Origin of the sequence: Aequoribacter fuscus, assembly GCF_009910365.1 — a bacterium.
GTDB classification, from domain to species: domain Bacteria; phylum Pseudomonadota; class Gammaproteobacteria; order Pseudomonadales; family Halieaceae; genus Aequoribacter; species Aequoribacter fuscus.
In genome coordinates this window covers 2929171-2950984 of sequence record NZ_CP036423.1, presented here as the reverse complement: position 1 = coordinate 2950984, position 21814 = coordinate 2929171, and the positions used below count along the sequence as shown (strand labels likewise).

At 53.1% G+C, this 21814-nt stretch carries 24 protein-coding genes; 6 read left to right on the top strand and 18 right to left on the bottom strand.

What is annotated here, in order from left to right:
- Window positions 1-93 precede the first annotated feature (93 nt).
- Window positions 94-720: a YciC family protein gene (locus EYZ66_RS13525; protein ID WP_009576359.1), complete on the top strand. Its 627-nt coding sequence runs from the start codon at window positions 94-96 to the stop codon at window positions 718-720.
- Here EYZ66_RS13525 and hemW read toward each other — a convergent pair.
- The 8 genes from hemW to EYZ66_RS13485 are packed head-to-tail and all read right to left on the bottom strand — an operon-like array spanning window position 710 to window position 6754.
- On the bottom strand, window positions 710-1852 hold the full coding sequence (gene hemW, locus EYZ66_RS13520; protein ID WP_009576358.1) for a radical SAM family heme chaperone HemW: 1143 nt from the start codon (window positions 1850-1852) through the stop codon (window positions 710-712). The two genes, EYZ66_RS13525 and hemW, sit on opposite strands and share 11 nt — an antisense overlap.
- Window positions 1849-2439 (bottom strand): RdgB/HAM1 family non-canonical purine NTP pyrophosphatase, encoded by a 591-nt coding sequence (gene rdgB, locus EYZ66_RS13515; RefSeq protein ID WP_009576357.1) that lies wholly within the window; start codon window positions 2437-2439, stop codon window positions 1849-1851. The genes hemW and rdgB overlap by 4 nt, the downstream gene beginning before the upstream one ends.
- Complete coding sequence (locus EYZ66_RS13510; RefSeq protein WP_040816860.1) at window positions 2432-2872, bottom strand: DUF4426 domain-containing protein; 441 nt, start codon at window positions 2870-2872, stop codon at window positions 2432-2434. Before EYZ66_RS13510 ends, rdgB begins: the two co-directional genes overlap by 8 nt.
- A 5-nt stretch (window positions 2873-2877) precedes the next feature.
- Window positions 2878-3459 carry a methionine biosynthesis protein MetW gene (gene metW, locus EYZ66_RS13505; RefSeq protein WP_009576355.1) on the bottom strand — a complete coding sequence of 194 codons (582 nt, stop codon included), beginning with the start codon at window positions 3457-3459 and terminating at the stop codon, window positions 2878-2880.
- Complete coding sequence (metX, locus tag EYZ66_RS13500; RefSeq protein WP_009576354.1) at window positions 3456-4598, bottom strand: homoserine O-succinyltransferase MetX; 1143 nt, start codon at window positions 4596-4598, stop codon at window positions 3456-3458. The genes metW and metX overlap by 4 nt, the downstream gene beginning before the upstream one ends.
- Window positions 4599-5186 carry a YggT family protein gene (locus EYZ66_RS13495; protein ID WP_009576353.1) on the bottom strand — a complete coding sequence of 196 codons (588 nt, stop codon included), beginning with the start codon at window positions 5184-5186 and terminating at the stop codon, window positions 4599-4601.
- Complete coding sequence (gene proC / locus EYZ66_RS13490) at window positions 5186-6013, bottom strand: pyrroline-5-carboxylate reductase (protein WP_009576352.1); 828 nt, start codon at window positions 6011-6013, stop codon at window positions 5186-5188. The genes EYZ66_RS13495 and proC overlap by 1 nt, the downstream gene beginning before the upstream one ends.
- Window positions 6014-6058: 45 nt before the next feature.
- On the bottom strand, window positions 6059-6754 hold the full coding sequence (locus tag EYZ66_RS13485; protein ID WP_009576351.1) for a YggS family pyridoxal phosphate-dependent enzyme: 696 nt from the start codon (window positions 6752-6754) through the stop codon (window positions 6059-6061).
- A gap of 85 nt (window positions 6755-6839) precedes the next feature.
- Between EYZ66_RS13485 and EYZ66_RS13480 the strand changes: the two genes are divergently transcribed.
- Window positions 6840-7874 carry a type IV pilus twitching motility protein PilT gene (locus tag EYZ66_RS13480; RefSeq protein WP_009576350.1) on the top strand — a complete coding sequence of 345 codons (1035 nt, stop codon included), beginning with the start codon at window positions 6840-6842 and terminating at the stop codon, window positions 7872-7874.
- Here EYZ66_RS13480 and ruvX read toward each other — a convergent pair.
- The 9 genes from ruvX to EYZ66_RS13435 form a co-directional block, all read right to left on the bottom strand.
- Window positions 7871-8290, bottom strand: a complete 420-nt coding sequence (ruvX, locus tag EYZ66_RS13475) for a Holliday junction resolvase RuvX (RefSeq protein ID WP_009576349.1) — start codon at window positions 8288-8290, stop codon at window positions 7871-7873. The genes EYZ66_RS13480 and ruvX overlap by 4 nt on opposite strands.
- Before the next feature lies 1 nt (window position 8291).
- On the bottom strand, window positions 8292-8852 hold the full coding sequence (locus EYZ66_RS13470; protein ID WP_009576348.1) for a YqgE/AlgH family protein: 561 nt from the start codon (window positions 8850-8852) through the stop codon (window positions 8292-8294).
- Between the two features lie 61 nt (window positions 8853-8913).
- Complete coding sequence (locus tag EYZ66_RS13465; protein WP_009576347.1) at window positions 8914-9732, bottom strand: energy transducer TonB; 819 nt, start codon at window positions 9730-9732, stop codon at window positions 8914-8916.
- 2 nt (window positions 9733-9734) lie between these two features.
- On the bottom strand, window positions 9735-10685 hold the full coding sequence (gene gshB, locus EYZ66_RS13460; protein WP_009576346.1) for a glutathione synthase: 951 nt from the start codon (window positions 10683-10685) through the stop codon (window positions 9735-9737).
- A gap of 22 nt (window positions 10686-10707) precedes the next feature.
- On the bottom strand, window positions 10708-11439 hold the full coding sequence (locus EYZ66_RS13455) for a 16S rRNA (uracil(1498)-N(3))-methyltransferase (RefSeq protein ID WP_040816859.1): 732 nt from the start codon (window positions 11437-11439) through the stop codon (window positions 10708-10710).
- Complete coding sequence (gene metF / locus EYZ66_RS13450) at window positions 11429-12280, bottom strand: methylenetetrahydrofolate reductase [NAD(P)H] (RefSeq protein WP_009576344.1); 852 nt, start codon at window positions 12278-12280, stop codon at window positions 11429-11431. The genes EYZ66_RS13455 and metF overlap by 11 nt, the downstream gene beginning before the upstream one ends.
- On the bottom strand, window positions 12280-13671 hold the full coding sequence (ahcY, locus tag EYZ66_RS13445) for an adenosylhomocysteinase (RefSeq protein WP_009576343.1): 1392 nt from the start codon (window positions 13669-13671) through the stop codon (window positions 12280-12282). Before ahcY ends, metF begins: the two co-directional genes overlap by 1 nt.
- A gap of 24 nt (window positions 13672-13695) precedes the next feature.
- Entirely contained in the window at window positions 13696-14853 is a 1158-nt protein-coding gene (metK, locus tag EYZ66_RS13440) for a methionine adenosyltransferase (protein ID WP_009576342.1), read from the bottom strand.
- Between the two features lie 8 nt (window positions 14854-14861).
- On the bottom strand, window positions 14862-15863 hold the full coding sequence (locus tag EYZ66_RS13435; protein WP_009576341.1) for an ArsR/SmtB family transcription factor: 1002 nt from the start codon (window positions 15861-15863) through the stop codon (window positions 14862-14864).
- Window positions 15864-16032: 169 nt separating this feature from the next.
- On the opposite strand from EYZ66_RS13435, the gene tkt reads away from it, so the two are divergent.
- The 4 genes from tkt to fba are packed head-to-tail and all read left to right on the top strand — an operon-like array spanning window position 16033 to window position 21284.
- The gene (tkt, locus tag EYZ66_RS13430) at window positions 16033-18030 is read left to right on the top strand and encodes a transketolase (RefSeq protein ID WP_009576340.1); all 1998 of its coding nucleotides are present in this window, start codon (window positions 16033-16035) and stop codon (window positions 18028-18030) included.
- A gap of 9 nt (window positions 18031-18039) precedes the next feature.
- Window positions 18040-19065 carry a glyceraldehyde 3-phosphate dehydrogenase NAD-binding domain-containing protein gene (locus EYZ66_RS13425; protein ID WP_009576339.1) on the top strand — a complete coding sequence of 342 codons (1026 nt, stop codon included), beginning with the start codon at window positions 18040-18042 and terminating at the stop codon, window positions 19063-19065.
- Window positions 19065-20225: a phosphoglycerate kinase gene (locus EYZ66_RS13420; RefSeq protein WP_009576338.1), complete on the top strand. Its 1161-nt coding sequence runs from the start codon at window positions 19065-19067 to the stop codon at window positions 20223-20225. Before EYZ66_RS13425 ends, EYZ66_RS13420 begins: the two co-directional genes overlap by 1 nt.
- A 9-nt stretch (window positions 20226-20234) precedes the next feature.
- The gene (fba, locus tag EYZ66_RS13415) at window positions 20235-21284 is read left to right on the top strand and encodes a class II fructose-bisphosphate aldolase (RefSeq protein WP_009576337.1); all 1050 of its coding nucleotides are present in this window, start codon (window positions 20235-20237) and stop codon (window positions 21282-21284) included.
- A gap of 47 nt (window positions 21285-21331) precedes the next feature.
- Here the strand turns inward: fba and EYZ66_RS13410 are convergent, their stop codons facing one another.
- On the bottom strand, window positions 21332-21793 hold the full coding sequence (locus tag EYZ66_RS13410) for a GNAT family N-acetyltransferase (protein ID WP_009576336.1): 462 nt from the start codon (window positions 21791-21793) through the stop codon (window positions 21332-21334).
- Window positions 21794-21814 lie beyond the last annotated feature (21 nt).

Here is a 21814-nt window from a genome sequence, read left to right as displayed (position 1 = left end):
CGCAGGTCACCAGTCGAGTTCCAGGCCGCAAATTGACTTCACCCTGAAAACTGATACCGTCACAGTTAGACAACAAACTAAGAGGTGGTAACCGTGCAAGACATCAGTTTTGACGCTTTTTTTAGTCGGGGCATCGAGCGGGCAAAGCCAAAGTATTGGTCTTTATTGGGTAATTTCTGCCTGTTTGGTTTGGCTATCGTGGTCGCCGCGATCACTGTGATTGGCATTTTAATCATCCCCGCATTAATCGCCGGCTTGATTCACTTTTTGTTAGCCAGCGCTCGTGGTCAAGAGGCAAACTTTGGCGCTTCGTTTTCGGCAGGTTTTGCCGATGGGATGTGGTGGAAGTCTTTGTTCTTGGTCACTGTGCTTACCGTAGGACTTATGATTGGCTTCATGCTGCTGATTATTCCCGGCATCTACTTAAGTGTTGTTTGGTATTACGCTATGTATCTACTGGTGGATAAGAAAATGGATATCTTCGAGACGCTGCAGACTTCAAGAAAATTGGTTCACGAGCAGGGTTTTTGGAAGATCTTTGGCGTTTTGCTCGTTATTAATGTCGTGAACTCGGTGCTGAGCGCTTTACCGGTTATTGGTTTGCTGGGTTTGTTCCTGATTCCATTTGTCATGATGATCTACGTCACGATGTACGAAAATGCCATCGGTGGTGATTCCGAAGATGAGGTCCCGGCTCTTGAAGCCGAGCTTATTCCATAAAGCTTTCGATCACGGTGTTTAAAAAACGCCAGCCCAGCTCAGTGGTTTGAAGGCGGTCATCGCCCTCAACCATTAGACCTTGCGCCTGCAGCCTCCGCCAAGTGTGGTGCATACACTCGGGCGCTAAGCCGGTTGAGCGTTGGAACAAGGCGATTTCTACGCCCTCGCGCAAGCGTAAGGCGTTTAGCATAAATTCGCTGATTAATTGCGCTTGATCTAAAGCGCTCTCGACGGCTAGCCGAGAGGCACGATCACTGGCTTGTAAATAGCTGTCCGGCATGCGTTGCTTAGCTGTTCGAATGATGTGATCGTTGAAGCTGATCTTGCCGTGCGCTCCAGCACCAATCCCGAAGTAGTCGCCAAAGCGCCAGTAATTGACGTTGTGTCGGCATTCTTGCCCTGTGCCGGCAAAGGCCGAGACCTCATAGCGCTTTAGCCCAGATTGAGTCATGAAATGCTCGCCCTCATCGGCGATATCGGCAATGGCATCATCGTCGGGCAGCGGCGGTCGCTGTTTATAGAATACCGTGTTGGGTTCTATTGTCAGTTGATACCACGACAGATGGCCCGTGTTGTAGCTTAGGCCTTGCTCTACATCGTGTAGCGCCTGTTTGAGGGTTTGGTCGGGCAGGCCATACATTAAGTCAATGTTGATGCGCTCAAAGCCCGCAGCTTGCGCTGCCTTTATGGCATGGTCGGCCTCGTCTCGGCTGTGAATACGGCCTAGCCGTCTGAGGTGCTCGCTGTTGAAAGACTGTATGCCAATGGATAGACGATTCACACCTGCAGCGCGATAGCCGGCAAACTTTTCCTGCTCGGAGCTACCGGGGTTGGCTTCCATCGTAATCTCGGTCGTGTCAGATAAGGGAGTCAGACGGTCGATGCCATCTAAGAGCCGAGCGATACTTTGCGCTGAAATTAAGCTTGGTGTGCCACCACCTATGAATAGGCTGTCGATGGGCCTTGCGCCATAAATTTCTAGGTCAGAGGTGTAATCGTTAATAAGAGCTGTAACCATTTCAGCTTCGGGGAGCGCCTGTCCGCTGACATGCGAATTAAAGTCGCAGTAAGGGCACTTGCGCTCGCACCACGGAAAATGAATGTATAAACCGGTGCCTGAGGGTGTGATCACAGTGCGCTTTGCAATTGATCGTACAAGGCCTTGGCTGCGATACCGCGATGGCTGATACGATTCTTTTGATCTTTAGGTAACTCGGCGGCTGTGACCTCAAGCTTGCGGCAATAAAAAATCGGGTCATAGCCAAAGCCGCCATCCCCTTTGGGTGTGGCGATAATCTCACCCTGCCAGCGGCCTTGGGCGATGATGGGGTCAGGATCCTCGGCGTGTTTAACAAGCACAAGGGTGCAGTGATAATGCGCGGGCCAGGGGCCGTCGCCGTGATGCGCCAGTGTGGCAAGCAGGGCCTCTAGGTTGCCGTGGTCTGTGCCATCGCCAAAACGCGCTGAGTAAATGCCGGGCGCGCCACCCAGGCAATCGACGCATAAGCCCGAGTCATCGGCCAGCGCCCCAAGCCCGGTTTCCTGTGCGGCATAGCGCGCCTTAAGTAGCGCGTTTTCGACAAAGCTAAGACCGGTTTCATCGGCGCTGTCTAAATTGAACTCGCCTTGTGGAATGAGCTCAAAGCCAAGCGGGTTTAAGATCTCACTCAGCTCTTTGAGTTTGCCGGCGTTACCGCTCGCAAGTACCAGTTTATTCATGAATGTACATTTGATGTTCTAGGTGGTGCGAGTAGGTTCGGTCATCCCCAGCCGCTTGGAAGTCGATATAAAAATGGCGGAATTCTTCGTTAATAAATTTAAACGGGGCGATGTAGTATACCGCGCCATCTTCACGAATTTCCCTGAATTTAAGTTCGTCTTTGCGAATCAAGTCGCTGGTGGTGCCAGACACATTCATGGCGCTGGGTTGTGTGCCATCGATGCCATCCTGATGTCTGCGGAGCGATAGCATCAAAATTCCGTGTCGCTTGCCGCGAGTGATTTGGTACTGGGCGGCAATTTCGGGGCTGAGAAACGTCGTATTGACAAAGCTGTAGTGCAATTCGTACTCATCGAAGCGTTCCGACATTTGCGCATTCGCGTGGCTTGCGACTAGCATGAGGCTAATGAATAAAGCGTTGAGTATAGGCATGGCGGCTACCGTGTAATTTTAAAAATTGCGGTGGTGGCAAACAGGTTTGGCCAGGTGCGCGCCAACCACGAGCTTTCACCGACCATTTCGCGGCGCTTAATTTTAAAGCCTTTTTGCCGGCACAGGGCTTCGAAGTCTTTGACGGTGCAAAAGTGAATGTTGGGGGTGTCGTACCAACTGTGCGGCATGAACTTTGAAACGGGCATGCGGCCGCGCGTGCTTAAGTGTACGCGGCAGCGCCAATGCGCAAAGTTCGGAAAGGTCACGATGCCCTCGCGACCAATGCGAAGCATCTCATCCAAGACTTTATCGGGGTAGTGCAGTACCTGCAGCGCATGCGCCATGACCACCACATCAAAACTTTGGTCGGGGAAGTTATCCAGCCCTTTGTCCATATTCTGCTCAACCACATCAATGCCCTTAGCGAGCGCTTGGGTGATGTTGTCGGGGTCGATTTCCAAACCCAAACCCTGCACCTTGTGGGTGTCGCGAAGGTTGGCTAGAAACTCGCCGTCACCGCAGCCGAGGTCTAAGACTTTGGCTTTCTGAGGTATCCACTGCTTAATCTGAGTTAAATCGAGTCTCATAGCAGGTCCTCTGCAATGCGTCCCAAATAAGCTTTGAGTACGTCGAGGTAGCGCGGGATTGGCATTAAAAAGGCATCGTGCCCTTCCGCTGCCTCGATTTCTGCATACGAAACGGGGCGGTTGGCAGCGATGAGCGCGTTCGTGATTTCGCGCGAACGTCTAGGTGAAAAGCGCCAATCTGTAGAGAAGCTCACCACCAAAAATTGCGCCTTGGTTGTGGCGAACGCTTTGACGGGGTCGCCATTAAAGTCTGCTGCGATGTCGAAGTAGTCAAGTGCGCGGGTCATAAGAATGTAGGTGTTGGCATCGAACGCCGTTGAAAACTGGCTACCTTGGTAGCGCAGGTAGCTTTCGACCTGGAATTCGACTTCTTGATCGATGTTATGCTCGATACTGCCCGAACGAATATCGCGGCCGAACTTGTTGGCCATGGCGTCATCCGATAAATAGGTGACGTGGCCAACCATGCGCGCAAGGGCTAAGCCTTGCGAGGGGTTAGTATCCTGCTCGCGATAATGCCCTGCGCAAAAGTTGGGGTCAGATTGTATCGCTTGGCGTGCAATCTCGTTAAAAGCGATATTTTGTGCCGATAAATCCATTGCCGAGGCAATGATGAGGCAATACTTAAGGCGTTCGGGGTACTGCACGCTCCACTGCATGGCCTGCATGCCACCCAAGCTTCCACCGATGACCGCCGCCCAGATATCGATGCCGAGACGGTCCGCTAATGCTGCTTGGCTATTGACCCAATCGGCAACGCGAACTTGAGGGAAGTCGGGTCCCCACAGCTTACCTGTCTCTGGGTTGATGGACGTGGGTCCTGTCGAACCATGGCAGCCGCCTAGGTTGTTTAAGCTAACAACGAAGTACACGTTGGTGTCGATGGGCTTACCGGGTCCAATGCATGTGTCCCACCAGCCGGGTTTGGTCTCGGATTCGCTGTGATAGCCCGCCGCGTGGTGGTGCCCACTCAGCGCATGGCAAATTAAGATGGCATTGGTTTTTTCAGCGTTGAGTTCGCCGTAGGTTTCATAGACTAAGTCGAATTCGTTCAGTGTTTTGCCGCAGGCAAGCGCAAGCGGCGCATCAAAGTGCGCGGTTTGAGGACTGACAATGCCTACCGAGTTGTGTTCTGACATTTATAAGCCCATAACCAAAGCCGGATATAAGCCAACCGACGCGGCCAAGTTTCTGACGACGATCTCTAGAACATTAATACCGATAAAAACCAGTATGGGCGAAAAGTCTAATCCACCCATTGGAGGTAAGAGTTTACGCACGGGCGCCATCACAGGTTCGGTGATTTGATACAGCAAATACACGGCTGGGTTGCTACCACCGGGGCTGATCCAGCTCAAAATAATGCTCGCCAGTAGCGCAAAAAAATAGATCTTAAGCAGTAAGCCCAAGATACCGATTGCGCTCCACAAAAATAGAGTAATCGGGTTGGGACTCGCGATATTATTCAAAGCCAAAACCAACATAATTCCCGCCGCTTGAAGGGCTATCGCAAGGGTAAGGGACGCCGAGTCGAAGCACCCAAACGGCCGCAAAAACCGCTGTAGTGGGCCGACTAAGGGTTGCGTGGCCTTGAATACGAACTGACTGATGGGGTTGTAAAAATCGGCGTTGGCCAACTGCATCACAAACCGCAACATGACCAGTAGTAGGTATAAACCAAGGCCTGTTTGCAGAAGATAAACAACAATTTCGTTCATTGCGCCCATTAACGCCCCCTTGCAGCTTCTGCCGCCATTTCCTGTGCCCGTGCTACGGCGGCTTGCATGCCTGCCCTTAGCGTTTCGTCTAGGCCCGATGCTTTAAAGCTCGCTAGCGCCGCTTGAGTCGTGCCGCCAGGGCTCGTCACATTATTACGCAGCGTGGCTAAATCTGTCTCAGTCGATTGTACCAAGCGTGCCGCGCCAAGACAGGTTTGGACGGCAAGTGCTTTGGCGTCTTTGGGGTTAAGTCCCAGCTTTTCAGCTTCATCCACCATCGTCTCTAAGATGTAGAAAAAGTAAGCGGGTGCGCTGCCAGCAACGGCAATGACGGCATCGATTAATGATTCTTGCTCAACCCACACGGCGATGCCGCAGGCTTGAATGATCGTCTTGGCCAGTTCGCGTTGCCCATCGTTGACAAGGGAGTTTGCGAACAGGCCCGCAGCCCCCTCACCAATCGTTGACGGTGTGTTGGGCATGGCGCGGACGATGGGGGTATCTGCCCCTAGAACCTCGGCGATTTGTTCTGTTAATACACCCGCAGCTACCGAGATCACCAGTGGCTTAGTGGCAGCACACGTGGCTTTAAGTTCTTGGGCAACGTCTAATAACTGCGCGGGCTTGACGCCTAAAATAAGCACATCCGCGAGCGCCGCTACCTCGGTATTTGAGGTCGAAGTCGTCAGCCCGCGATCCGCAAAGTACCCTAGTTTTTGTTCACTGCGGTTACTTACGGCAATGTGTTGAGGATTTACGCCGGCGCTCAACAGGCCGTCGATGATGGCGCGATTCATGTTCCCCGCCCCAATAAACCCCAGCTTTGCTTGAATCAAGGTGATCTCCTGTCTATTTGCGCTTAAGTATACTTTGCTTGGGGTTTAACTGCGATTGCGTGCGCCGAAAATGTCGGTACCGATGCGCACCATCGTGCTGCCTGCAGCGATAGCGGCTTCTAGGTCTTGGCTCATACCCATCGACAATATGTCCAGCTCAGGGTTTGTGTGGCGGAGTGTGTTGAACAGCGTCACGACCTTCTCGAATGCGGCTGCTTGCTCAGCCGGGTCATCGCTGGGTTTGGGAATGGTCATGACACCACGAAGTCGGATATTGGGGAGTGTCGTGATTGCTTTGGCCAGTTCCGGTGCTTGGTCGGCACTTACCCCCGACTTGGTGTCCTCATTTGAAATGTTCACTTGCAAGCAAATGTTTAAAGGGCCCAAGTGTGCGGGACGCTGATCGCTCAACCGTTGTGCAATTTTTAAACGATCCACACTGTGAACCCAGTCAAAGTGCTCGGCGATGGGCCGAGTTTTGTTCGACTGGATGGGGCCAATAAAGTGCCAGGTTAGATCAAGCTCGTGTAGAGTTTCGATTTTCTCCAGGGCTTCTTGTAGGTAATTTTCGCCGAAATGTTGCAGCCCACAAGCGGCTGCAGCTTCGATGGCTTCTGCGGGCTTTGTCTTGCTAACTGCGATCAGCGTGATCTCGTCAGAGCGCCGTGAGGCCAGCGATGCAGCTCCCTCGATGCGAGTTAGCACTTTGCTAATCTGAGAAGCAATAGTTGCTTTGTTCATGCGCTAATACTACCTTAGAGTCCATGGAATTAAAGTCTACCTGAATTCAGTGTGGGCGTTTGTAAGAATTAAAAGAGGAAGCACCTTGGATATCACAGAATTGCTAGCCTTTAGCGCTAAGCAAAAAGCCTCTGACCTGCACCTATCGGCAGGTCTGCCGCCCATGATTCGTGTTGACGGAGACGTGCGTCGTATTAATTTGCCTGCGCTGGATCATAAAGAAGTGCAGGAGCTTGTCTACGATATTATGAATGACAAGCAGCGCAAAGATTTCGAGGAGTTTTTAGAGACGGACTTCTCGTTTGAAGTCCCGGGTGTTGCGCGTTTCAGGGTCAACGCCTTTAACCAGAATCGGGGCTGTGGCGCGGTATTTAGAACCATTCCTTCCAAAGTGCTGACCATGGAAGACTTGGGGATGGGCAAAGTATTTCGGGATATCTCGATGACGCCGCGCGGTCTGGTGCTTGTCACAGGGCCGACAGGCTCGGGTAAATCGACTACCTTGGCCGCCATGATTGACTACATCAACGACAATAAATACGAGCACATCCTGACCATTGAAGACCCAATCGAATTCGTACACGACAGCAAGAAATGCTTGGTCAACCAGCGTGAGGTACACCGTGATACGTTGGGTTTTGCCGAAGCTTTACGCTCGGCGCTACGCGAAGACCCCGACATTATTCTGGTGGGCGAGATGCGCGACCTCGAAACCATCCGTCTGGCTTTAACGGCAGCTGAGACGGGCCACTTAGTGTTTGGCACCTTACACACCACCTCGGCGGCCAAAACTATCGACCGTATCGTGGACGTATTCCCCGCGGCCGAAAAGTCTATGGTTCGTTCTATGCTGTCAGAATCGTTACAGGCGGTGATTTCGCAAACGCTACTCAAGCGCGCAGGCGGTGGGCGCGTAGCGGCACACGAAATCATGCGTGGTACACCGGCCATTCGAAACCTCATTCGTGAGGACAAAATTGCACAGATGTATTCGGCGATTCAAACCGGTCAGGCCATTGGCATGCAAACCATGGATCAGTGTTTGATGGACTTAGTGGACGAACGCATTATTACCAAAGACATCGCTCGCGAAAAGGCTCGTTCACCCGAGAACTTCTAGGGGCTCTGGGCGGTTTCAAAATAGCTTTGCAAAATAATCATGGCGGCTAGTGCGTCAATCGGCGTCTTTTTGTAGTCGCCATCGTGCCCCATTTCTCTGGCTTGTTGTTTTGCTTCGAAGCTCGATAGGCGTTCGTCGGCCAGCGCCACTTTGACACCGAAACGGCCGTGAATACGATTGGCGAATTTGCGGGCGCGAGCGGCCATGTCGCTGTCGGTGCCATCCATATTAGACGGTTCACCCACAACCACAATGGCGGGTTGCCACTCTTCCAGTAAAGCGGCTAGTTGATCCCAGTTGGGTATGCCGTCTTGTGCTTTTAAGGTGCACAGAGGTTCAGCGGTTTGTAAGGCCGCGTTACCAACGGCTACCCCAATTTGGCGTAAGCCATAGTCAAAGCACAGAACTCGACTCATCTTAGGCGTGACCGGCTCCGCTTGGCATAAGATTCATATCAAACCCAAGCTGTCCGGCCGCTGAACGCACGAGATCCGCAGAAGGTGTGCTAAATATCAAGGTGGGTGTTGCAGGTGCGGTCAGCCAGCTGTTCTCGAGTAGCTCCTGCTCGAGTTGGCCGGGCCCCCAGCCTGCGTAGCCAAGTGCCAACACAAAATGTTCGGGGCCTCGTTCTTCGCCAATCGCGTGCATGACGTCAATGGAGGTGGTTAAGCCAATTTGGTCAGTGACGATCAGCGTGCTGTCGAAGGTGCCGCGCTCGAGCGAATGCAAAATAAAGCCGTGCTCGGATTGCACTGGACCACCAGATAACACCGGCAGGCGTCCTACACGGGGTGAGCAGGGGATGTCCAGTTGGCTGAGTACGTGCTCGAGCTCAAATTCCATGGGCTTATTCAAGGTAATACCCATGGCGCCGTGCTCGTCGTGTTCGCACAAGTAAATCGCGCTGTGGCTAAAAAAGCCAGAGGATAAAGAGGGCATGGCAATCAACAATTGGTCTTTAAGACTGGTCGTATTCATAGCACCTCCTCAAATACCGTAGATCTTAAACAATAGCGACAATCACGGAACTTGGCCAGAATTATTCAGCGATGGGTTTGAATTCCCAAGTGCGAATAATCTCGATCTGATCGGCTTTATCGCGCATCGCTGCGGGGAAGGGTGGATAAGGTGCTGCCAAGCGAACAATTTTGAGTACCGCCTGGTCCAGTACTGCGTGACCGGAGGACTGTATCACCTCAGTGTCTAGCAGGCGGCCATCAAAGCCGATGGCAACCAGCACCCTGACATCTCCGTAAATGCCGTAGCGCCTAGAGCTCTCAGGATAGTATTGGTTGCCGATGGTTTCGATGCGCTGGCGCCAAAGCCGCATATATTCCGCCTCGATACTGGCTTTGGCGGCTTGAGAGTGAATTCGTAATACTCTGGGTGCCCGGTTTAAGGCTAATTTGGTTTGAGCATACTCCAGCTGCAGCGCACTTAACCGTTCACGTTGGCTTTGTGTTAAAGGATCTTGGTTGGCGCCGTCTGCCGTGCCCGCACTGTTTTGCGGGCTCATTTGAAATTGCCCATTGCGGCTGTTGACCTGCGAGCTCAAGTTGCTGGCGGAATCGTCAACGGCTCTGCCTTTTTTGGCCTCAAAAGCTTGTTCTGCCGGGGGTAAAGAAGCGCCGCGGACGTCTTTTTCATCCCAATCGCCACTGGCTTTCTGATTGGTTTGTGCCAGATGCGTAAACGCTTGTTCGTGACGAACTTGATTTACAGTCGACAGAGTGACAGCCAGCTGTTTGGTCGAGTTGTCTTTCGTTGCGGCCTGAAAGTTTAAGCCCAGTACCAAGGCGGCGTGAATGACCACAGCAAAAAAAGCGCACAGTACGATGTGATTGCTGCGGTCTGTCATTCTTAGGACCAGCCTTTTTCCTGAGCGATGACATCCATGAGCTGCCCCGCAACGTCGCAGTCGTAGGCGGCGTTAATTTCGCGAATACAGGTGGGGCTTGTGACGTTGATTTCTGTTAAGTAGTCGCCAATGACATCAAGGCCCACAAACAAAAGGCCTTTCTCGACTAAGGTAGGGCCCACTTGCTCGGCAATCCAGCGGTCGCGATCGCTCAGGGGCTGAGCTCGGCCCGAGCCGCCAGCGGCAAGGTTGCCTCGGGTCTCTCCGCTTGAGGGGATCCGTGCCAAGCAGTAGGGCACGGGTTGGCCTTTGATCATTAGAATGCGTTTGTCTCCATCAACAATTTGGGGCAGGTAACGCTGCGCCATGATGGTCTGAGTACCGAATTTGGTGAGCGTTTCGAGGATCACATTGACGTTGGGGTCATCCTCTTTAACGCGGAAAATTGCGCTACCGCCCATGCCATCGAGTGGCTTGAAGATCACGTCGCCATGCGTCTTGTGAAATTCCTTCAAGCGCGCGTTGTCGGCGCTGACCAACAACTCGGGGCAGCACTGTGGAAACTGCGTCGCGAACATCTTCTCGTTGCAGTCGCGCAATGATTGGCAGCGATTCACAATCAGTGTGCCCAGTCGCTCGGCCATTTCAAGGATGTAAGTCGCGTAGATGTACTCGTTATTAAAGGGTGGATCCTTACGCATCAACACGACATCTAAGGAGCTCAGTTCTTTGACCTGTGTCTCATCGAGTTCGTAGTAGTGGTTAGGGTCCTCAAACACGCGCAAGGGACGCATGGAGGCCATGGCTACACCGTTGGCCACATGAAGGTCTGACGGCTCCATGTACCACAGATCCCAGCCGCGAGCACTTGCAGCCCAGAGCATGGCCAGCGAGCTATCTTTTTTGTAGGCGATCTCAGCGATCGGATCCATGACGATGCCAATGGCGGGCATAGTGATTCCTCGTGCTAGTCAATTATAAGAGTGTAAAGTCGCCGTAGCGTTGCTGTAAAACGCTAAGTGCAACCAAGGGTGCCGTTTCGGTTCGAAGTACCCGAGGGCCCAGCACCGTCGGTATAAATTTATGTTGAAGGGCAAGCTCGACCTCGGTCTCGCTCAAGCCACCCTCTGGCCCCACCAGGATAGCCACGCTTTGAGCTTCTGTTGGCGACTTTTCGGCGCTGGCGCGGTGGTGCAGTACCCATTTTAGATCGGCGTTCACCTCGCTGATCCACTGGTGAATACTTTGGATCGGTGCGATCCTGGGAATAACCGAACGCCCACTCTGTTCACAGGCAGAGACAGCGACTTTTGACCAATGCTGTTGGCGTTTTTCTGCGCGCTCGGCATTAAGTTTAACGTCGCAGCGTTCGCTCGTGAGTGGATAAATTTCGTGGATGCCCAGCTCGGTCGCTTTTTGCACAACAAAATCCATGCGATCGCCCTTGGATACAACAATGCCAAGCCTGCTGCGCAAAGACGATTCAGTTGGGTTCGCTTTTGCGCTAAGCACACGTATAGTCGCAATACGCTTTGCGCTATCAAGTAGCTCGCATTGGTAGTTGTTGCCGTCGCCATTGAACAGTTCGAGCGGAGCTCCCGTTTTTAGGCGCAAGACTTTCAACAAATGAAGGCTGGGACCAGCCTCCAGTTCAATGTCGGTATTAGACTGTAAGTCAGCCTCTGTGTAGATCCGATTAATCCGCAAAGTAACCTAAACGTTTGAGTTCCCGAACGATCGAAATGACCGGTTCCGCCTGGTTCATTGTATAGAAATGCAGGCCGGGCGCACCACCGTCTAAGAGTCTTTTGCACAAATCCAAGATAAAATCTTGGCCAAAGGCTTTAATAGCGTCGAGATCTTCGCCAAAGCCTGCTAATTTTTTATCCAGCCAACGCGGAATGTCTGCACCGCAGTTGCGTGAAAACCTCGCCAAGTTATCGTAGTTCGTGATTGGCATAATGCCGGGGTAAATCGGCTTGTCGATACCCATGCTCGAGCAGGTTTTTAAAAACTCAAAATAGGCATCTGCACTAAAAAAGTACTGAGTAATGGCCGCATTCGCCCCGGCATCGAACTTGCGCTTTAAGTTTTGCACGTCAGCGATGTAGGTCTTTGCCTCGGGGTGAATTTCGGGGTAGGCCGCGACTTCAATGGTAAAGTGCTGTGCGGTTTCTGCTCGGATAAAAGCGACCAGTTCGCTGGCATAGACCAGCTGCTGGCTGCCACCTGCGCCCGAGGGTAGGTCGCCCCGAAGCGCCACCAAACGTGAAATGCCCATAGCTTGATAGCGCTGCAGCAAAGCGCGCATGGTGTCTTCGCTGTCGGTGCCGAAACTCAAGTGCGGCGCTACGGGCATGCCCGAGCGGTGAATATCTGCCACAGTGCCTACGGTGTTGTCGCGCGTGGATCCGCCCGCACCGTAGGTCACAGAGACATACTTCGGATTTGTGTCCGCCAGTTGAGGCAGTACTTGGGTAATGAGCTTCTCCCGCCCAGCATCGGTTTTGGGCGGGAAAAATTCGTAACTAAGCTGCTGAGTGCTCATTAGTACTTATAGGTCTCCGATTTGTATGGGCCATCAACGCCTACGTGGATGTAGTCGGCTTGTTCTTGCGTTAATCGGGTGATCACGCCGCCAAATCCAGCGACCATGTGAGCCGCGACCTCTTCGTCGAGGTGCTTGGGTAGCACTTCAACGGTAATGGCTTGCGCGCGTAATTCAGGCTCCAAGTTGGCAAATTTGCGCTCGTACAGATAAATCTGTGCGAGCACTTGGTTGGCAAACGAGCCATCCATAATACGTGATGGGTGCCCTGTAGCGTTACCGAGGTTCACCAAGCGTCCTTCGGATAGCAGCAATAAGTGGTCGTTGCTGTCACGATCGCGGTATACCGTGTGCACCTGAGGCTTAACTTCTTCCCATTCCCATTTGGCGCGCATGTAGGCCGTGTCGATTTCATTGTCGAAATGGCCAATGTTACACACGACAGCGCCGCTTTTGAGTGCGCGCAGCATCGCGGCGTTACAGACGTTGTAGTTACCCGTCGCGGTGACCAGCAGGTCAACGTTGCCCATAATGTCGCGATCGATACAGGCGTCGGTGCCATCGTTGACGCCATTAACAAAAGGACTGACCACTTCGTAACCGTCCATGCAGGCTTGCATGGCGCAAATGGGGTCGACTTCAGTAACGCGCACGATCATGCCTTCTTGGCGGAGCGACTGTGCCGAGCCTTTGCCCACATCACCGTAGCCAATGACCAGTGCTTTCTTGCCAGCTAGTAGGTGGTCGGTCGCGCGCTTCACCGCGTCGCTCAAGCTGTGACGACAGCCGTATTTGTTGTCGTTTTTTGCTTTGGTTACGGCGTCGTTGACGTTAATGGCCGGCACTTTCAAAGCACCCGCTTTTAACATTTCCAGCAGGCGGTGGACGCCCGTCGTGGTCTCTTCGGTGATGCCGTGAACGTGGTCCAAAACTTGCGGGTATTTGTCGTGCAAAATACCCGTCAGGTCGCCACCATCGTCTAAGATCATGTTGGCATTCCAGGGTTTGCCGTCTTTTAGGATGGTTTGCTCAATGCACCACTCGTACTCTTCCTCGGTTTCACCTTTCCATGCGAAAACAGGAATGCCAGCGGCGGCAATGGCTGCTGCTGCGTGATCTTGGGTTGAGAATATGTTGCACGATGACCAGCGAACTTCGGCGCCCAGTGCCACTAGAGTCTCGATGAGTACGCCGGTTTGAATGGTCATGTGAATGCAGCCTAAGATTCTGGCGCCGGCCAATGGCTGGGTAGCGCGGTATTTTTCGCGCATAGCCATTAACGCTGGCATTTCGCCTTCAGCGATTTTCAGTTCTCTCCGGCCCCAGTCGGCTAGAGAAATGTCGGCAACTTTGTAGTCATCAAAAGGTCGTAATTTTGTTACTGTGCTCATAGCGGCTCCTAATTAATTAGTGTCTTACAGTGCAGTTTTTAAAAGAGAAACTTTGTCGGTCTTTTCCCAAGTGAAATTGGGTTCTTCGCGTCCAAAATGGCCATAGCTGGCGGTTTGTCGATAGATTGGACGTTTGAGGTCGAGCATAGCGACTAGGCCACCCGCTCGAAGGTCAAAATGTTCGCGTACCAACTCAGCGATGGTGGCGTCAGAGATTTTTCCGGTTCCGAAAGTGTTGATTGAAATTGACGTGGGCTCTGATACGCCGATGGCATAGCTGACTTGAATTTCACAGCGATCAGCGAGACCGGCTGCGACAATGTTTTTAGCCACATAGCGGCCAGCGTAGGCGGCCGAGCGGTCTACTTTTGAGGGGTCTTTACCCGAGAAGGCCCCACCGCCATGGCGCGCCATACCACCGTAAGTGTCCACAATGATCTTGCGGCCCGTGAGGCCACAGTCACCCACAGGGCCGCCGATAATGAACTGGCCGGTGGGGTTGATGTGGTAGCGTGTATCTTTGTGCAGCCACTCGGTTGGGAGAACGGGTTGAATGATGTGCTCTAAGACCTTGGCTTGCAGTTCGGCTTGACTGATATCTTCATCGTGCTGGGTCGACAGTACAATCGCATCGATGGCCACAGGTAGCCCTTTGTCGTCGTAGCGCAGCGTTACTTGGCTCTTAGCGTCGGGACGCAACCACTCGAGCTGGCCGCTCTTGCGGAGCTGCGCTTGACGCTCGACGAGGCGGTGAGCGTAATAAATCGGCGCTGGCATTAAGGTGTCCGTTTCGTTAGTGGCGTAACCGAACATTAAGCCTTGGTCGCCCGCGCCTTGCTCTTTGTTGTCGGCTTCGTCGACACCCATCGCAATATCGCCCGACTGCTTGCCAATGGCGTTCAACACGGCACACGAGGCACCGTCAAATCCGACTTTTGAGCTGTTGTAGCCGATATCTAAGATGACATCGCGCACGATGTCTTCAAGATCGACGTAGGTTGCTGTGCGAACCTCGCCGGCGATGACCACCATGCCGGTTTTGACTAAGGTCTCGACCGCTACTCGAGAGTTTGGGTCGTCTTTTAGCATGGCATCCAAGATGGCATCGGAAATTTGGTCGGCCATTTTGTCGGGGTGACCTTCCGATACAGATTCCGAGGTAAATATTTGATATTCGCTCATAGTGTTTCCTACTGTAGGCGTTGAAATTGTCGAATTTGAATTTGGAAGCCATTGCGCTGGGCCAGCATCGTTTGACTGCGCTCCGATAAGCCAGCGGCGCGAGCCCAAGCGGTGAGCTCTTCAGGCTCAAAGCCCAGCCATAGGTCTCCGCAGGCGCGGTGCGCCCATGTTTGTTCATGTCGACACAGCTCGGTGATCGTTAATATGCCTTGCGGTGCCAAAAATTTTGCGACGTCTAAAAATATTTCGCTGGGCGCTGGCACGTGGTGCAACACCATGTTGATCACTACGCAATCAATGCTGTGCTTGGTAATCGCAGCTGACGCGGTGTCGGCGTGTAAAAACTCGATGTTCTGCAGTTGCTGCGTCTCACAAAGTCGCTTGGCTTTGCTCAGCATATCGGCGCTGGTGTCCAGGGCAGTCACTTCGGAGAAACGCTGGCTTAGCTCTTGCAGAAAGGCGCCGTCGCCAGGGCCTATTTCAAGGGCTGTTTCGCGCCTAGCAAATAACGTGTCGTCCAGCAGCTGAGCTAGGGCGTCGCCATAGTGATAATGATCGGCAATAAGATCTTGTTCGTCGCGAAACTTTTCGGCATTGCACTGAAAGAACATTACCGAGGCGTCGGCGCGCGCTTGATAGACCTGCTTTACACGCTCGAGTGTTTCGGGTGCAAGTTGGGTGCTGGCCGCCTCAGCCAATATGGCCGCACGCAGGGCGTCTAAGGGCGATCTACCCGTAGCTGAAGTTTGGCGGTAAAAAATGGAATTGCCTTCGCGCCGAGTGGCCACAAGTTCCGCCTGCGCTAGCACCTTCAGATGATGGCTGAGGGCCGATTGGCGAACGCCCAAAATTTCGACCAGCTCACCGACGCTAAACGAGTTTTTGTGCAATAAGCTCAGGACTTGTACTCGCAGTGTATCAGCGCCTGCTTTGCAGACGGCCGCCAAGGCGTCGGCCGAGGCGTGATGCGGCTGATTGGGTGTTGCGAATAAAGGCGTGACTGTTTTCATACGCGCATGATAAGGGACTTGCACATCTATATCAAAAAATTTTGATATAGATGTGCATAATCCACTTGAATAGCTGTTAAAAGGTCTGTTTATTTGCCCTAGGAAGGCTGATAAGAGAGAATACGCGCCAGTTTGAGCCCACCGTTTATTTGATCGTTTGGAGAACACCATGGTTTCCCGTAATGAACTCGCTAATGCCATTCGCGCGCTGTCTATGGACGCCGTGCAAAAGGCGAAATCTGGTCACCCAGGCGCCCCGATGGGTATGGCCGATATTGCGGAGGTGCTGTGGAATGATTTCTTAAGCCACAATCCAGCAGATCCCTCATGGCCCAACCGTGATCGGTTTGTCTTGTCGAACGGTCACGGCTCAATGTTGATTTATTCTTTGTTGCATTTAAGCGGCTACGATTTGCCGATTGAAGAGTTGCAGCAGTTCCGTCAGTTACACAGCAAAACGCCTGGTCACCCAGAATACGGCTATACCCCCGGTGTCGAGACTACAACGGGTCCTTTGGGTCAGGGTATTGCCAACGCTGTGGGCATGGCTTTGGCCGAGAAAGTTCTGGCTGCTCAGTTTAACCGCCCCAATTTTAATGTGGTTGATCACTACACTTACACCTTTTTAGGCGACGGGTGCCTCATGGAGGGTATCTCGCATGAGGTGTGTTCGTTGGCGGGTACTTTGGGTCTCGGCAAACTCATTGCCATTTACGATGATAATGGCATTTCGATCGATGGTGAGGTTGAAGGTTGGTTTACTGATAACACGCCTGAGCGTTTCCGTGCCTACGGTTGGCAGGTTATTGAGGCTGTTGATGGCCACGATCCCGAGCAGATTAAGCAGGCAATCGCGACGGCGCGCGCCGAGACGAGTAAGCCAACGCTTATTTGTGCACGCACGATTATCGGTAAAGGTGCACCCAACAAGCAGGGAACCGAGTCATGTCACGGTGCGCCTTTAGGTGATGATGAAATCGCAGCGACCCGCGAAGCCCTGGGTTGGACGCACGCGCCTTTCGTAATCCCTGACGAGATCTACGCAGGCTGGAATGCACGGGCGCGCGGTGAACAATTGCAGGTGCAATGGGAAGCTTTGCTGGCCGACTACCAAACCCAGTACCCAAAAGAAGGTGCCGAATTAGCGCGTCGTTTAACCGGTGATCTACCCGCTGATTTTGCGGCAGCTGCTGATGCTTACATTGCGCAATGCCAAGCTGAAGGCGCGACCATTGCATCGCGCAAGGCCTCACAGAATGCGATTGAGGCCTACGCAAAAGCCCTGCCTGAATTGTTGGGAGGGTCGGCTGATCTGGCGGGGTCAAACCTAACGTTGTGGTCTGGCTCTGTCGGCGTAGAGGCCCAGGCGGCTGGTGGTAACTACGTGTATTACGGCGTGCGCGAGTTTGGTATGTCCGCCATGATGAATGGTATTGCCTTGCACGGAGGCTTTATTCCGTATGGCGCTACCTTCTTGATCTTTATGGAATACGCACGCAACGCAGTGCGTATGGCTGCGCTGATGGGGCAGCAAAGCATTTTCGTCTACACCCACGACTCTATTGGTTTAGGTGAAGATGGACCGACACACCAGCCTGTTGAGCAGCTCGCCTCCTTGCGCGGCACGCCCAATATGGTGACGTGGCGTCCTTGCGATGCGGTAGAGTCTGCGGTTGCCTGGAAGCAGGCTATTGTGCGTCAAGACGGTCCAAGTGCTCTGGTTTTCTCGCGTCAGAACTTGCCACATCAAGCGCGTGATGCGCAGACGTTGGCGAACGTTGAGCGCGGCGGGTACATCCTACGGGACTGCGAAGGCACCCCCGAACTTATCTTCATCGCGACCGGTTCTGAAGTCGCTCTGGCCCAGGAAGCTGCGGCAGAATTTGCCGCGCAAGGTCGTGCGGTGCGCGTTGTATCGATGCCCAGCCCTGAACAATTTGAAGCGCAAGATGCAGAGTATCGCGAGTCGGTATTACCCAGCGACGTCTTTGCTCGGGTTGCAATTGAGGCCCTACACCAAGACTTCTGGTACAAATACGTTGGTTTAGACGGCCGTATTATCGGCATGAACAGTTTTGGCGAGTCGGCACCTGCAGGTGCTCTATTTGAGCATTTCGATATCACGGTAGGTGCGGTATTAGCGGCGGCCGAGGAGCTGCTCGGCTGAGTTTGATTCATGCGCCTAGCCATTAATGGATACGGCCGTATTGGCCGCAGCGTGTTGCGAGCTTACTTTGAACGAGGTGGCTCGCCTCATGTAGATTTGGTCGCAATTAACGAATTAGCCGATACGCGCACGATTGCGCATTTGACGCGCTACGACAGCACGCACGGACGTTTTGCCTACGACGTCCACCTTGACGGCGATACATTGCTTATTCAAAACCGCCCGATTGCCTTGTCGCACGAGCCCGACGCGGCTCTGTGTCCTTGGGCTAAACACGAGATCGATCTGGTGTTGGAGTGCACGGGCGCCGCGGGTGATCGAACAACCGCACAATGGCATCTAGATGCGGGCAGTCAGCGACTCTTGTTTTCTCAGCCTGCAGCCGCCGATATTGATGCCACTATTGTGTACGGAGTAAATCAAGCATTATTACAAAGTGCCCATCAGGTGGCCTCGACGGGTTCGTGTACCACCAACGCGATCGTTCCGGTGATCGACGCGCTGGATAAGGCCTTCGGTATTGATTACGGAACCATCACAACCATCCACTCGGCGATGAACGATCAGCCCGTGTTAGACGCGTATCACCATACCGATTTGCGCAAAACGCGAGCCGCCTCTCAGTCCATCATTCCAGTGGATACCGCCCTCGCTAAGGGTATTGAGCGTATCTTGCCGCACCTTGCTGATCGATTCAGCGCGCAAGCCCTAAGAGTACCAACTGTTAATGTGTCCGCAATGGATTTGAGTGTATATTTACAGCGCTCGACGAGCATTGCCAGCGTCAATGAGGTGCTGCGTCAGGCGGCCGAATGTCACTATCTTGGGGTATTAGGCTTTACCACTGAGCCTCTGGCATCGTGTGACTTCAATCACGACAGTCGCTCGGGCGTGGTTGACGCAAGCCAGACTCGCGTTAGCGGTGACCGCCTAGTCAAGGTGCTGATTTGGTTCGATAATGAATGGGGTTACGCGAATCGTATGCTCGATGTCGCAGAGCACTGGGCAAAAATTTCACGCAAAGGAGAACGTTAATGGCCGTACTGGCAATGCAAGATCTTGATTTGGCTGGTAAGCGAGTGCTAATTCGTGAGGATCTTAATGTGCCAGTTAAAGATGGCGCTGTGACAAGCGATGCGCGTATTCGCGCCGCACTGCCTACCATTCAAGCAGCGTTGAATGCGGGTGCCGCAGTTATGGTGATGTCGCATCTGGGTCGGCCAACCGAAGGCGAGTACAACTCCGACTATTCTTTGGCTCCCGTAGCTCGTCATATGGCGAGCTTGCTGGGCCAAGATGTTGGCATACAGGCCGAATGGCGCGCAGGGCTCGATATCGAGCCTGGGCAAGTTGTGTTGCTGGAAAACGTGCGTTTTAACGTCGGTGAAAAATCCGATTCCGATGAACTGGGCCAAGCCTATGCCGGTTTATGCGATATTTTTGTGATGGATGCCTTCGGTACAGCGCACCGTGCCCAGGCCTCTACGCATGCGGTCGCAAAAGCTGCGCCGATTGCCTGTGCGGGACCTTTGTTGGTGGCAGAGCTTAAGGCGCTAGAGCAGGCACTTGCTGCACCCGCCCGCCCAATGACGGCAATTGTGGGCGGTTCTAAGGTATCCACTAAACTCACGGTTTTGGAAACCCTGTCCGATAAAGTCGATCAGTTGATTGTCGGTGGCGGTATTGCCAATACGTTCTTAAAGGCGGCGGGTTATCCAGTGGGTAAATCTTTGTGCGAGGACGATTTGGTCGATACCGCAAAAGCCCTGCTTGAGAAAGTATCGATACCTCTGCCCATCGATGTCGTGACCGCAAAAGAATTTTCGAGCGATGCACCTGCCACCGTGAAGTTGGTTGGGGAGGTCGCCGAGGACGATATGATTTTGGACATTGGTCCGCAGTCAGCGGCAGCGCTGGCTGAGCAATTACAAAGCGCCGGCACGATTTTGTGGAATGGGCCCGTTGGCGTGTTCGAATTCGAGGCTTTTTCGAACGGGACGCAAGTGATTTCTGAAGCAATTGCGCGTAGTCCCGGTTTCTCGCTGGCAGGCGGGGGTGATACCTTGGCCGCCATTGATCAGTTTGGAATTGCCGCTGATGTGTCGTACATCTCCACGGGTGGCGGTGCGTTCTTGGAATATGTGGAAGGAAAAGTCTTGCCAGCCGTTGCTGTATTAGAGCAGCGTGCAAACTAGGGGGAAATTATGGCACTGATAAGCATGCGTCAAATGTTGGATCACGCCGCCGAGCACGGCTACGGTGTGCCAGCGTTCAATGTTAACAACCTCGAGCAGACTCGGGCTATTATGGAGGCCGCTGCTGAGACCAATTCACCCGTTATCATGCAAGCCAGTGCAGGCGCTCGTAAATACGCTGGCGCACCGTTTCTGCGTCACATGATTGCGGCAGCCATTGAAGAATTTCCGGATATTCCGGTGGTCATGCACCAGGATCACGGTGTGTCACCTGCCGTGTGTCAGCGCTCGATTCAGCTGGGTTTTAGCTCGGTGATGATGGATGGGTCGTTGGGCGAGGACGGCAAAACACCCATGGACTACGATTACAATGTTCGAGTGACGCGTCAAGCTGTTGAAATGGCGCACGCGTGCGGCGTTTCCGTCGAGGGCGAATTAGGTTGTTTGGGTTCACTAGAAACCGGCGAAGCAGGAGAAGAAGACGGCATTGGCGCGGCGGGAAAATTAACGCACGACCAGATGCTGACGGACCCAGACGAAGCTGCCGATTTTGTGGCGGCGACCGGCGTTGATGCCTTGGCAATTGCCTGCGGTACCAGCCACGGCGCGTACAAGTTCACTCGTCCGCCTACTGGCGATATCTTGGCGATTGACCGTATTCGCGACATTCATGCGCGTATTCCAAATACGCACTTGGTCATGCATGGCTCTTCGTCGGTACCTCAGGACTGGTTGGCTATCATCAACGAGTTTGGTGGAAAAATTCCAGAGACTTATGGTGTGCCGGTTGAGCAAATTCAAGAAGGCATTCGACATGGCGTTCGCAAAGTGAATATCGATACCGATTTACGCTTGGCCTCGACAGGGGCTATCCGTCGCTTTATGGCCGAGAATCCCTCTGAGTTTGACCCGCGTAAATATTTGGCGCACAGCATTAAGGCCATGAAAGAGATTTGCATCGCACGCTATCAGGCTTTTGGTACCGCTGGCTGGGCCGATAAAATCAAGCCAATGTCGTTGGCCGATGCGGCCGATGCCTATACTGCTGGGCGCTGGTAGTCTTGATCTTGAGCAGGCCATAAGGCCTGCTCTTCAATGTTCCTGCTCTAAGCGCACTTTGCCCACCGCATGGTGATGTGGTCGATACCGTCTTCGTCGTAAATTTCACCTTCGGAAACAAAGCCTAACTCCTCGTAAAACCGCGTCAAACGAGCTTGAGCACCAATTAATAACGCTTCACTTGGCCAGAGCCTCTGGTACTGTTCGAGCGCAAGTTTCACCGTCTTGCGACCCAAGTCTTGGCCTCTTAACGAGGGGTGCACCACGATACGGCCAATCGATGCGGCGTCGGGATACGATACCCCTACGGGAAGCAAGCGTGCAGTGGCGAGCACTTTGTCGTCGAGTGCTCCGACGAGATGTAATGCTTTGAGGTCCTTGCCGTCGAGATCTTGATAGGCACAGTCTTGCTCAACGACGAATACCTCAGATCTAAGTGCAAGCATTTGGTACAACTGCAGGTTAGACAATGAGTCAAACGAAAGCCACTGCCAAGTTAAGGGGGTCATAGTTGCATAAATCCTTATTTT